Genomic DNA, 13367 nt, shown 5'->3' with positions numbered 1-13367 from the left:
GATATGGCGATAAAGGAAACGGTATTTACATTAGACTTAACTAGAGAAGGTAGACATCCCGTTGTCAAATTCCGTTTAAACGACAACAAGGTACAAAAAATCACCTTTAGATTAACTAATAATGGTCGAGAGATTGACTTAGAAAGAGAAATGGGTGATCAGTTTAAACCGGTATTCGAATGTATCTTCCGTGATAAGACATTTAAGAGGGATGAAGATCGGGGTAATTGGGAAATTAAACGTGACACAACAGGAAAATTTCCACTATACACGTTCACTTATTATCTAACGGATGAAGTTATTAATAAAAGTGGTATCGCTTGTTACTATTTCGCATTAGAAACGCCTGAAGGGCTTCGTATCTCGACACCTACTCTTAAAATGGTTATCGATTGTGATTTTAAAGAGGATGGAAAACCATCAGAAAATTACGTTTCTGAATTTGAGAAGTTACTCAAAGAAGCCGAAAGAGTTAAACAGACAATTAAGGACTTGGATGAAACACTTAAAGAAGTTTTAGATGGTGGCGCAAGTATTACTGAAGTAATTAGAGCGAGAGAAAACGCTGAAGGGATTTACTTTAAGGATTTAAAAGATCGTTTAGATGATAATGATAAGAATTATAAAAAGCTTTCAAAAGAAATAAACGAATCAAGAAAAGATGTTAATGGGAATCATCATGAATCTTTAAATCAGAGACTTAATTATGATTACGAAGAGGTTATGAAGCAAATCGGATACATTAAATTTGACGTGAGGAGATTCGGCGCCAAATTAAACGGGGAAGATGACGATACTCAACCTATACAAAAAACTATAAACCATGTTTCTTCGTTAGGAGGAGGTGTTGTTTTAATACCATACACGAAGAACGGATGTAAAATCATTCAAGGTGAGATAGTTATCCCTAGCAATATTCGGATAATAGGACAAAACACAAAACTCTTTATCACTCCTTCTGAAACCAATAAAAGTATTTTCAAATCAGATATGAGAAGTTATGACGAAAATATTGCGATAAAAAATTTTAACTTTATATCATCAAATGAAAAAGAGAGAGCTAACGGAAGGGGACAAAGTGGTTCAAATATTTCCGCAATACAATTGTCTAACGTAAAAAATATCACGATAGAAGATGTGTATTTCGAGAACTGTGAATTTGGGATAAAAGTCGACGTTAACGGAAGGGGGATACACTTCAAAAATTTATCGGCATCGGGAACATATCAGCCTCTATACTTTTCCAATTGTAAATATATAAAAGGGAAGGATGTTATATTTGACAGAACGGGAATGAAGAATAGTTTAGATCATCATGTCTATATAAATAATGGAACGAGTCATTTGTCAATCATAGACTTAATTTTCATAGGTGGGAATGGATATGCGATAGACGCCAAGGATGATAGTGCTGTTTCTCCATCTACAAACTTATATTTTGAAAATATAACAGGAGAAAATATAGGAGGATTCATTGCTGCAGAAAGAAAATCAGAAGTTGTGGCGTCTAATTTTAAACTTAAAATAGACAAAGGGAATGCTAGTAAAAATATATTCGGAATATTGAATGATGGAAAGATTAGAGCTTCTAATTTTGAGGTAACGGGAGGCGGAACACTTTTTGCCGCTCTAGATTCTCCGAATGGAGAAATAACTGTAGATAATGGGGTGGTAGATAGATTATCTACAAGGTTAATAATCTCAAATAGTTTAAAGCATATTAAGGCATCTCATATTAAATTTAGTGACATAATAAGTGATGATGGAGCGGGTATTTTTAATATGGATGGTTACTCGGTTTCGTTATTAGAATTTTACAATTGTCATTTCGTCTTTAAATCTACACCTAGTAACGACCCAATGTCCCATAGAAAAAATGTTACAAGATATTACGATTGTATATTTGATGCAAATGTTGATATAGCAACGTTCAGTTATACTCACCCTCAAGGGGAATCTATGTTTAAGAATTGTTTGTCTAGAGGGAGTTTTGCTAGATTCGAGTGGAGTGGGAGTACTGGTAAAGTCAGTATTTATGATTGTATAGACGAAAGAGATAATTCAATTTTTAATTCCAAATACGCTATCAAAAAGTTATATGGCATCGGCTCTCCGGAAGGGGTATACACAGCGCCGATAGGCAGTGAATTTTTTAGGGTCGATGGCGGTACTGGAACTGCAAGATATTTAAAGGAAATTGGATCAGGTAACACTGGATGGATAGCAAAATGATTCAAAGTGCAAAAATATTATATTTTAATGCCTTTTTATTGTAAAATAGTAATATCTTATATAATTAAAGAGGAGAAAAATATGACAAATAAAATCAAAGAAATAATTAAAGCAGACTTATTTAGATATCAGGGGGATACTTCTTATAAAGTTTTTGTAAAGAACTTAATTACAAATGAAGGATTTAAATATACTTATTTATTAAGAAAGTGCCAACGATATCGTAATAAAAAGGCATTTACCCTACAGTATTTATTTTATAAAATTCTTTTAAGAAGGTACAAATACAAATTTGGATATGAAATACCAGAAACGACTAATATAGGGAAAGGTTTTTATGTCAATCATTTAGGTGGCATAACCATAAATCACAGAGCAACTATAGGTGAAAATGTTAACCTTACAAAAGGTGTAACAATAGGGCAAACTAATAGAGGTAAAAATAAAGGCGTTCCTACAATCGGTAATAAAGTTTGGATAGGAGCTAACGCAACTGTGGTAGGTGGCATAAAAATTGGTGATAACGTTTTAATAGCACCTAATTCATACGTTAATTTTGATGTTCCTGACAACTCAATTGTAATCGGGAATCCAGCAAGTATTATCGAAAAGGAAAATGCTACACAGTGTTATATCAATAACATTGTTTAAATTAAAACAAAAAGGGAGATATTTCACGATCTCCCTTTTGATAAGAAAAGAGGTTAAGAATTTGGATGAAATGATTATGAAACAAGCTTTAAATATCGGAATATTCGGAATTGCATTCTTTACTTTGCTACGTTATTTCCTCCAACGCATGGAGAAACAAATTGAAAATAGTGAAAAACGTGAAGAAGGGTATAAAGATGAGGTTAAACGCGGGGTAGAGCGCGAGATTGTTCTCCAAGGTGTAATTAAAGATAACCAAGAAATTATCAGGGAGAATCAAGAGATTATGAGGAAGCAAGCGGATTCTATCGGCGACATCAAGGAAATTAAAGCTATCCTTAAAATTAAAACAAGCGAAGGGGTTGAAGGGTAATGGGATATATTGTAGATATGTCTAAATGGAATGGTAGCCCTGATTGGGATGCAGCCGCAAAACATTTAGATTTCGTCATCGCTCGTGTGCAAGACGGCTCTAACTATCTTGATCCGGTATACAAATCTTATGTATCTGCAATGAAGGCTCGCAACATTCCTTTTGGAAATTATGCTTTCTGCCGATTTGTATCGATTAATGATGCGAAGAAAGAAGCGCAAGACTTCTGGGATCGTGGCGACAAGAGTGCTACGGTTTGGGTTGCTGATGTAGAGGTTAAAACAATGGATGACATGAAAGCCGGTACACAAGCTTTCATCGATGAATTACGCCGACTAGGTGCAAAGAAAGTTGGATTATATGTCGGTCACCATATGTATGAGCCTTTCGGTATGGCGAATGTAAAAAGTGACTTTGTATGGATCCCGCGTTATGGCGGTAATAAACCCGCATACCCTTGCGACTTATGGCAATATACCGAAACAGGAAACGTTGCAGGAATCGGAAAGTGTGACCTTAACAAGTTAATTGGTGATAAAGACTTGTCATGGTTTACTAACGAAAACGCAAATGTTGCTCCTGATTACAAATGTGTAGTAACTGGCGGAATTGGTTATACTAATCTAGGCGAAGTTATGGACAAGCTAAACACATTAGGTTACAAGGCAGGTATCGAAACATCAGGGAAAAATGACGGTATATTTTGGATTCGAACTGATCGTGTTATCGGTTCTGAACTTGATAAACTGACATCTTGGCTCGATGAGCGCAATTGGCATTATGACTATGTATAATAGAAAAAGAACCCTCCCTCGTCGGTTGGGTTCTTTCTTTTACCAATTAATTATTTTTTGCGCTAGTAGCTTTATATCTTAGAAGAGAAGTGGCTAATAATAAATATTTCTTCAAAGTATTTTCTCCTTAGGTATATTCCGCTAATAGCATAGCAGATAAGGAGGAAATCTTACAAATAGCAATTTAAATATTTTGGGTTAATAAAACATTAACTAGTGAATTTGATAATCCGAAAATCTTTGATGATTATGTAGCTAAAGAGTTCATTTCTCAAAAAGAACGTAACGACATTGAAATGAATATGGTTCAAGGAATACATTTTTTCAATACAGACATTGCACAGCAGTTTCAAGATAATCCACAAGAAATATTAAAATGGATTACACAAGTGCAATTATCACCAACACCTTTAGCGCGTGCGGCATATTGTGAAAGATTATTACTACACGAGATTACGCTGGGAACGAAACAATACGTTATACTCGGTGCGGGATTAGATACATTTAGTTTTAGACACCGAGAATTAGAGAGTAATATAGAAATATTTGAAGTGGATCATCCTTCTACACAAGGGTTTAAGAAGGAGAGAATAAAAGAAGCAGAACTTGAAGTTCCAAATAATCTTCATTTTATTTCGATGGATTTCACGAAAGGATTTTCCTATGAACAGTTACGGAATGAAGGATTTGAAAATAAAAAGACGTTCTTTAGTCTATTAGGTGTAACGTACTATTTAACGAAAGAGGAACTTTCTAGTTTAATAGAATGTCTATTTGCGATGGTTCCAGAAGGGAGCTCTATCGTTTTCGATTATCCAGATGAAAACTTATTTACAGAAAAGGGACTGTCCAATCGAGTGGAAAATATGGTGAAAATGGCGGCGGTAGGCGGAGAACCGATGAAATCATGTTTTTCTTATACCGAAATGGAAGCACTGTTAGAGAAGGCGGGCTTACTCATTTATGAGCATTTATCGCCAGAAGACATAAATACATTATATTTTGAAGGACGAAATGATTATTTAGAAGCTTTTGAGACGGTGCATTATGTGCATGCGGTAAAGAGGTAGAGGATTATTAGGCATGGAGAGGAATCTCTGTGTCTTTTTTATGGGAGAACAAGTGGGAAACATTAATAGGAAGGGAAATTCGATAATTTAAAGAATATGAAGTATGAATGTAACAAATTAAGTAGTGATGCTAAAGGAGAACAGAATGTACACAATTGGACAAGTTGCAAAATTTTTAGATGTATCTAGAGATACTTTGAAGTTTTATGAGGAAAAAGATTTGGTCAAGCCAAAGCAAAGTGTTGAGAATGGGTATAGGAAATATAATCATTTTGATATATATGATATAACAACGGTCAATTTCTATAGGGAAATGGATATCGAAATAAAAAAAATTCAGGAATTAAGAAAAAGTAAGAGCGTAGAGGGAATAAAAGCATTGTTAGAAGAGAAAGAAAAAGAAGTTTTAGAGGAGATAGAGTATAAAAAACTTCTTTTAAAAAAGCTTCAAATTGCAAAAGAAGATTGCGAAAAAATAAAGCAATTCTTAGGGAAATACGTAGTAAAAGAAATGAAGCCTTTAGAAGTAAATGGAGAAATAGAGCATTTTACTGCGTATGATAAATATGAATCTTTGAAAAAGAATACGGATCGTTTAAAAAAGGCAGTTACTTTAACATCTCTACGAAGAGTTATAAGTTTTAATGAAGAAGGTATTATAGAAGATAAATTTATAATTGTAAGAAAAGTAGAGGACTTTGACAAAGAATTAGAAGGGGAAATTCTATCACATCCAAAATGTATGTATACAGTTATTGAAGATGGAAGGTGGTCGACTGGTGGGAATAGTATTGATCATATCGTGGGATCCAGTTTAAGAAAAGCAGCAATAGAACAAGGGCATGAGCTTTTGGGGCTAGTGTATATAAACATATTACTTACCACGTATGAAGATGAACTTGAGCGTATATTTTTAGAAATTTATGCACCTGTAAAATAATGCAGACATGTATTGACCTGTGAGTAACCCCCAGGTTTAAGTTAGGAGTATCTGTAAATATAAATACTATTATATTTGCGAAATACATAGTTTGAAATGGGGATTGTGCATGAATAGAGAAAAGAAATTAAAAAAGCCAGTAGCTAGTTTTATTGTACTAACCAATATTATTTTTCTGCCACTTTTTTTACTTGTAGGAGCTACAAGTATGTTGGGGTTCCCTGTATGGGTTTTTGATGTAATGTTTTGTATATCGTCTTGGTCTTCAACTTTTGCTTTTGTAATGCTATTTAAAAAAATTTATCCGGGGCAGAGCGTTATACAATTTGTAAAAGATAAATTCAGGACTAAACTTAAATTATCTGTGATTCTTACTGCAAATATGATTCAGGCTTTTATATTTTTATTGATTTTGTTTCTAATATCTAAAAATAGTAAAGTAGACTCTATTTTTACTGTATCTTCATGGGGAATACTAATCTATTTCTTTGTTAAAAATTTTCTTGCGGGGCCATTGGGAGAAGAACTAGGATGGAGAGGATTTGCACAAATTGAGCTTCAAAAGAAGTATTCACCATTAAAGGCTTCAATAATCATTGGATTTTGGTGGGGGATGTGGCATCTACCTATTTGGTTTACTACAGGATTTGTTGGCATGGACCTAATGAAATATATTCTATTTTTTATGATCTCTATCATATGTATAAAAATCGTCATGACTGCATTTTACAACTTGAATCAGAATTTAATTATTCCAATCATTATCCATCAATTCTTTAATTTTTTTATTGGTATTATAAACGGAAATTTAATAAATCTAATCATGTATAACGCGATATTTTATTTAGTGGTAGCAGTTGTAATGATTGTTATAAATCCAAAGAGAGTTTTGTATGGAGCGGAAAATATAAATAGTAGCAATCGAAAGTATTAAGTATATTGCTATTGGAAGGCGAGGAATTATGAAAATTATATAAGTATTTATAAAGGATTAGTCGTTGCTATAATCATTTTAATCCTTTCAATTGTTTTTCTATATTTCAACCCGCATAGCAGAAAAATGCCCGATAAGGAAGTATATATTACTGTATTTTTCATGCCCTTACTCCCTTCTTTTCTAGCAGTTATTAGGAGAAAAACTTTTATGATTTTTTACGGCATTTGGTTGTTACCAAGAACTTTTTATTTGAGTGTAGCTGCGATATCTACGTTATGGAATTTATATATTCTATCTTGAATGATTTATTTTACTAAGTTTTTGAAAGGGAAGGATGAGGAGTATAATGAAACAAGAATTATCTAAATTAGCAGATATACTAGTCAACCATTCTACGAAAGTACAGCCTGGTGACCAAGTGTTAATTCAAAGTGTTACGGAAATAGATCCTATAGTAGTTCGTGAAATTATAAAGTCAGTGGAAAAAGCAGGTGGATATGCACATGTATCAATGCGTGACGTTTCTGTTACGAGGCAATTGATTTTATCAGGATCTGAAGAACAATTTAAGTTATTAGCAGATTGGGAATGTTATCGACTAAGTAAAATGCAAGTGTATATTAATCTCCGTAGTCCCAGAAATGCATATGAATTAGCAGATGTACCAGCAGAAAAAATGAAGTTATATCAAAAGATATTCGGAAAAGCTCATAGTGAAGCGGTGTATAAAAAGAGATGGGTGACAACTCGCATTCCGAATGCGGCTTCTGCACAAGAAGCAAATATGAGCACGGAGGCTTATGAAAAATTCTATTATGATGTATGTACGCTAGATTACAACAATATGTCGAAAGCGATGGAGCCATTAAAAGAATTAATGGAAAAGACAAAACGAGTGAGGATAATTGGAGAAGGAACAGATTTGGAGTTTTCCATTGAAGGAATAGGCGTTTTAAAGGGGGATGGTACGGATAATATCCCGGATGGCGAAATATATACAGCACCTGTTAAAGATTCTGTAAATGGAGTAATAACATTTAACACAGCTTCCATTCAACAAGGTTATGCGTTTCAAAATATAAAGTTACATGTTAAACATGGGAAAATAATAGAGGCATATGCAAATGATACAGAGCGAATGAATCGCATTCTTGATACGGATGAGGGAGCAAGATATGTTGGAGAGTTCGCGCTAGCTTTTAACCCTTACATACTACATCCGATGAATAATACGTTATTTGATGAAAAAATATATGGTAGTTTTCATCTAGCGATTGGAGATTCGTTGCAAGGTGCAGATAATGGGAATACATCAGCGATACATTGGGATTTAGTAAACATTCAAAGGCCAGAGTACGGCGGTGGTGAAATTTGGTTTGATGATGTACTGATTAGAAAAGATGGGGGTTTTATTTTACCAGAGCTGTTAGGATTAAATGAAAAGAATTTAAAAAGGTAAAGTGCTTTTTGGAAGTTGTGTAAAGGAGATTAAAACCCTAGGACAGGGGCAATATAGGAGGAAGTTAAAATGGGAAAGAGTGAAATGTTTCAGGATTTTAACTTTAAATTAGTGATAATTGAAGCTTTATTAGATAAAGAGCCACTATTTCAAAAGGAATTGAAAGACTTAATAGATAAGTATACGAATAATTTCGAATGGTATGCAGGAGCTGGACCAATTGTTGAAATCAGAGATTTTTTAGAAGAGTTAATTTTGGAAACAAGTGATTTGGAAAAGATTGAATCCCTTTGCTTTGATGGCGGGAATGAAATTTATCATATTTTAAAGCCTGATTGGGACGGTGAAGACAGTTTATTTGATGTTATATCTGTTGAAGGATTTCAAAATCTAAAAAATTTAAAAACAGTGGAGTATATTTCAATGTGTTACCCGAAAGTATTAGAACCATTAAAACAAGCTGGAATAGAAATTGAGGATTAATGAAGAGAATTTAAAATGGTAAAGTACCTTATTGAAATTGTGTAAAGAAAATTAAAACACAACAGATTAAACGAAGTGATTTATCGTATAAATTTACATTCAGTTAATATTAGTAGGTTAATAGAAAAATTAGTGTTAATTGTTGAATGGGGCGTGTAAAAAAGACAAAATCTCTTAAAAAACACTTAAATTTTTACTCCATCTATCTTTACAATCCCTCTTTATAATGTGAATTGGACAAGCACCTAAGAGAAAGCAAAACATGTCAGTTTGTACATTCTATTATTAGGGGGAGAATTTGTATGAAAAAGACAGTTGCTTCGTTAGCAGTTATGGCGGCATTATTACCGACATTTTCAGCACATGCGGAAGGGAAAGAGCAAGTTCGAAAATCAGCTACAACTTTTAATGTTATTAGTGATATTCAAGGGGATTTAGGAGACTTTGATCACGTGTTAAAAGATATGAACAAAGTGACGCCACTTTCTAGAGCGCTTATTATGAATGGGGATATAACGCCAACTGGACAACAGTCACAATATGATGATGTGAAGCGTGTGTTAAACAAAAATAAGCATCCGGAAAATGTATGGTCAACTGTTGGGAATCATGAGTTTTATGCTGGTAAATGGACAGCTGATGGGAAGTTATCTCAAAGTACATGGCCAAATGGTGTAACTGAGGAAACTTTATTTAACCGTTATCTGAAATTTAGTGGACAAGAAAATGTATATCATAAAAAAGAATTAGATGGTTATCCGCTTCTATTTTTAGGAACGGAAAAATATATGAAATACCACGATTCAAAAATGTGGGATGAAGTATATATGAGTGATGAACAATTAGGTTGGTTAAAACAAAATTTAGAAGAGTACAGTCAAAAAGATAAAAACAAGCCGATTTTCATTTTTTCTCATCACGTTTTACCCGATACGGTGTCTGGATCAAGACAATCACCGTACTTACAAGATTATTTAAATGTCGATAAGTTGTATGATATATTAAAAGACTATCCACAAGTTGTTTTCTTTACGAGTCACACGCACTGGGATTTAAACTTGCCAGACTGGGCTGGTAAAAAGAAAATTGCAGGCGGAGATAGAAAAGGATTTACTGTTGTAAATACAGGTGGTATTGAAACAGGCTGGATGTCGGCTGGACCAAATGGAGGAGAGAAGACTGCTCCTGATGGTTATTCATTTAAACAAGGGTTGCAAGTGAAAGCATATGGTAGCGATGTAATGGTGACAGCTTACGATTACAAACGTGATAAGGAAATAAAGAAATTATTAATTAGTGATTCGAAAATTGCACAAATGGCACCAAATGTAACGGCTGATGATAGTAAAAATATAATCGTCGGTGCAACGGAGTATATGGAGTACTCTGTAGAAGGAACGAACGAGTGGCTGACGTATAATCCAGGGAATCCTCCGAAATTTGAGGGGAACAAGGTTGTATACGTACGCCATAAAGGCGAAATGAATTTAGAACCAGGATTAACACAGCTACTTCGTTTTTCGGCAAATAAGTGATTGGAAGAGGGCCTGCTTTTTAAAGAGTGGGCCTTTTTGTGTTGTCGATTTTTGTCGGTAAGTCGATATCTCATGTCGAATCGTCGATATATTGAAAAAATCGTTGATATATTTCAAGTTATGAACGATATATTTTAAAAATCGTCGATATAAATTTCATGTACCGTAATATGGTTAAAATCATTATTATAATTTCATGTACCGTATTGAAGATAAAACCTTTAATACAATTCCATTCGCCAAAGCCGAATTCCAACACATTTTTCCCCCAGAAAGATGACTTCATCATTTTTACATGCAATAATAGTAACGTTACATACATTGTGAAAGAAGTACAAAGGAGCGTTATTCATGAATTTAGCTAAATTCCCGAGAAAAAAATATACAGAATCATATACACCAATTGAAAAATTAAACAATTTTTCTGAAGCACTTGGTGGACCGACTATTTATTTTAAACGAGATGATTTACTTGGTTTAACAGCTGGTGGTAATAAGACGAGAAAGTTAGAATTTCTAGTTGCGGATGCACAGGCGAAGGGTGCAGATACGTTAATTACAGCTGGTGGTATTCAGTCAAATCATTGCCGCCTAACACTGGCAGCTGCGGTGAAAGAGAAAATGAAATGTATTCTTGTATTAGAAGAAGGGCTTGAGCCAGAAGAGAAGCGAGACTTTAATGGAAACTATTTCTTATATCATTTACTAGGTGCTGAAAATGTCATTGTTGTACGAAACGGAGCAGATCTTATGGAAGAGATGCATAAGGTTGCGAAAGAAGTAAGTGAAAAAGGGAATACACCATATGTCATTCCAGTTGGTGGATCAAATCCTACTGGCGCAATGGGATACGTTGCTTGTGCGCAAGAAATTATGGCGCAATCATTCGATCAAGGAATTGATTTCAGTTCAGTCATTTGCGTAAGCGGTAGCGGCGGCATGCACGCTGGGTTAATTACAGGTTTTGCTGGAACACAAAGTAACATCCCAGTAATCGGAATTAACGTAAGTAGAGGAAAAGCAGAGCAAGAAGAGAAAGTAGCAAAACTTGTAGATGAAACTTCAGCTCACGTTGGTATTCCAAACTTTATCCCGCGCGAAGCTGTTACATGCTTTGATGAATATGTAGGGCCAGGTTACGCGTTACCAACGCCAGAAATGGTGGAAGCAGTGCAGCTGTTAGCAAAAACTGAAGGTATTTTACTTGATCCAGTATACACAGGTAAAGCAGTAGCGGGATTAATCGACTTAATTAGAAAAGGTACATTTAATAAAGAGGACAACATTTTATTCGTACATTCAGGTGGTTCACCAGCTTTATATGCGAATACATCTTTATTCGCGTAAGTATGAAAAAGCATTGGGTATCCAATGCTTTTTGTTATATACTGGAATTATTAGGAGGCCAGAAGGGGGAGTATATGAGTTCAAACTTAAAATGGATGATATACACGATACTCGGTATTTTTATTTTATTAATTTTATTTGTAGCTTATGGAGTTTATTTATATTTCACTTAAGTGAAATGGTAACCGAACCAAAGGAAGAATAAAATAATTGCTGTATTAAATAGAGTAAAACATAAACCGATGATGGCTAAAATTTTTTTCTCAGCTCGGCTACAAAAAGAGATGACCGCTAATAGGATCGCTATGACAGCGGAAGCTAATATGAAGTAGGCGAAAGGCACGATATATTCTACTCCAACTCTGTCTAAAATAGGTGTGAAAAGAAAGAGATTAATAGTAACGAATATACTTGCAAAGAGAAACGTATAGCTTTTCCAAGTGTATGTTTTTAACTGCATGGAACGATACTCCTTTCTCTTTATTATTTATATTTTTAAGTCTAAATCAATTACCTTTATTTTACAAAATAAAATATTTTGTATTGAAAAGAGGGTATTAATATGAAAGTTAGAAATTGGCCTCTAGTTATGATTAGTATCTGTATATTCATAATAATCGGCTGTTCAAATATACTAGGAAATGAAGAGCAAAGAATTGAAGTGCAAAAAGATATTGGTGATAATGAATATGAAGATTTTAAGGTAGTGACAGATAATAATGAAGTGATGCAAGTAAAGAAAATATTAAAGGATACTACTTTTGAAAATAAAAAAGTGGAAATGTCTCGTCCAGCTGATTATCATTTTATTTTTCAATTTAAAAATCCGAAAATAGAGGCGAAAGCTGTGTTGTATCAAATTTGGATAAGCCCTAATAAGGATACAGTGGAAATCATCTCGGGTGGTAATCGGTACGCTCAATTAGAAGAAAAAAATGCAGCTATTTTGTTTCGGATTGTTACAGGGGAAAAGTTAGCTGGGTAAACTATATTGGATTATAGGGATTCAGTTCATATTTTTCATTTTGAGAGATAATTAGTTTTCAACAATAATAGCTATCTTTTTATGTTGGAATAAACATTGAGAATCGGATAAAATGGAAATTAGACATTGGATTCATGCTCCTTAAGGTGTGCTTTAATCTGCCAACGGATAATAAAACTAGGAAATATATTGTTTTTATAAAGATTCGATGTTATGTTTAGTTTTCTTAATATAATATTTCTCTTATATAGGAGTGGCTATTTGAAGAAATTAATAGTATTAGTTTTATTGGCTACATGCTGTCTCACTATTGCAGGATGTTCTAATAATAGGGTTACAACAAAGGATGAGTCTAAAAATTCAACACCTGTAAAGATTAAACGTATCAATAAAGCGTGGTATAAACATATATAATAGTTTTCAAGAAACTTGAAATTGTTGATGATAAAGATATCATAAGGTGAAATTAGTTAGGCAGATTAGAGGTTGTGAAACCTGGTGACAAGCAGGAAGCATGGTTCGCATTTAAATTAATAAAATATGCGGCATTAAAATATTCAC

The 13367-nt window shown here is 33.8% G+C and carries 13 protein-coding genes; 12 read left to right on the top strand and 1 reads right to left on the bottom strand.

The features are described 5' to 3' along the window. The first annotated feature begins 3 nt into the window (after positions 1–3). The 11 genes from PSR14_RS16345 (at position 4) to PSR14_RS16295 (ending at position 11821) form a co-directional block, all read left to right on the top strand. Entirely contained in the window at positions 4–2232 is a 2229-nt protein-coding gene (locus tag PSR14_RS16345; RefSeq protein WP_262726920.1) for a BppU family phage baseplate upper protein, read from the top strand. Between the two features lie 81 nt (positions 2233–2313). Beyond that, the gene (locus PSR14_RS16340) at positions 2314–2883 is read left to right on the top strand and encodes a serine O-acetyltransferase (protein WP_262726919.1); all 570 of its coding nucleotides are present in this window, start codon (positions 2314–2316) and stop codon (positions 2881–2883) included. A gap of 61 nt (positions 2884–2944) precedes the next feature. Continuing rightward, entirely contained in the window at positions 2945–3256 is a 312-nt protein-coding gene (locus tag PSR14_RS16335; protein WP_392387638.1) for a hypothetical protein, read from the top strand. Further along, the gene (locus tag PSR14_RS16330) at positions 3256–4050 is read left to right on the top strand and encodes a GH25 family lysozyme (RefSeq protein ID WP_262726918.1); all 795 of its coding nucleotides are present in this window, start codon (positions 3256–3258) and stop codon (positions 4048–4050) included. Before PSR14_RS16335 ends, PSR14_RS16330 begins: the two co-directional genes overlap by 1 nt. Positions 4051–4238: 188 nt before the next feature. Then, positions 4239–5120, top strand: coding sequence for a class I SAM-dependent methyltransferase (locus tag PSR14_RS16325; protein ID WP_262726966.1), 882 nt, complete (start codon positions 4239–4241; stop codon positions 5118–5120). 145 nt (positions 5121–5265) lie between these two features. Next, positions 5266–6060, top strand: coding sequence for a MerR family transcriptional regulator (locus PSR14_RS16320; RefSeq protein WP_000288010.1), 795 nt, complete (start codon positions 5266–5268; stop codon positions 6058–6060). A gap of 109 nt (positions 6061–6169) precedes the next feature. Further along, positions 6170–6994: a CPBP family intramembrane glutamic endopeptidase gene (locus PSR14_RS16315; RefSeq protein WP_061536160.1), complete on the top strand. Its 825-nt coding sequence runs from the start codon at positions 6170–6172 to the stop codon at positions 6992–6994. A 349-nt stretch (positions 6995–7343) separates the two neighbouring features. Next, positions 7344–8456: an aminopeptidase gene (locus PSR14_RS16310; protein WP_000807031.1), complete on the top strand. Its 1113-nt coding sequence runs from the start codon at positions 7344–7346 to the stop codon at positions 8454–8456. Positions 8457–8525: 69 nt separating this feature from the next. After that, positions 8526–8939 carry a DUF6892 domain-containing protein gene (locus PSR14_RS16305; protein ID WP_048556829.1) on the top strand — a complete coding sequence of 138 codons (414 nt, stop codon included), beginning with the start codon at positions 8526–8528 and terminating at the stop codon, positions 8937–8939. A 302-nt stretch (positions 8940–9241) separates the two neighbouring features. Next, positions 9242–10474, top strand: coding sequence for a DUF4073 domain-containing protein (locus PSR14_RS16300; RefSeq protein WP_000754280.1), 1233 nt, complete (start codon positions 9242–9244; stop codon positions 10472–10474). 351 nt (positions 10475–10825) lie between these two features. Next, positions 10826–11821 (top strand): D-cysteine desulfhydrase, encoded by a 996-nt coding sequence (locus PSR14_RS16295; RefSeq protein ID WP_061536159.1) that lies wholly within the window; start codon positions 10826–10828, stop codon positions 11819–11821. Positions 11822–11990: 169 nt separating this feature from the next. Here the strand turns inward: PSR14_RS16295 and PSR14_RS16290 are convergent, their stop codons facing one another. After that, positions 11991–12281, bottom strand: a complete 291-nt coding sequence (locus PSR14_RS16290; RefSeq protein WP_001176307.1) for a hypothetical protein — start codon at positions 12279–12281, stop codon at positions 11991–11993. 102 nt (positions 12282–12383) lie between these two features. Here PSR14_RS16290 and PSR14_RS16285 point away from each other — a divergent pair, with 102 nt between their 5' ends. Next, entirely contained in the window at positions 12384–12806 is a 423-nt protein-coding gene (locus tag PSR14_RS16285) for a hypothetical protein (RefSeq protein WP_098487321.1), read from the top strand. Positions 12807–13367 lie beyond the last annotated feature (561 nt).

It is taken from the genome of Bacillus sp. A01H (assembly GCF_045277205.1).
GTDB classification, from domain to species: Bacteria; Bacillota; Bacilli; order Bacillales; family Bacillaceae_G; genus Bacillus_A; species Bacillus_A paranthracis.
Note: the sequence above shows the minus strand (reverse complement) of the source record. Positions and strands in the feature narration are given on the sequence as shown.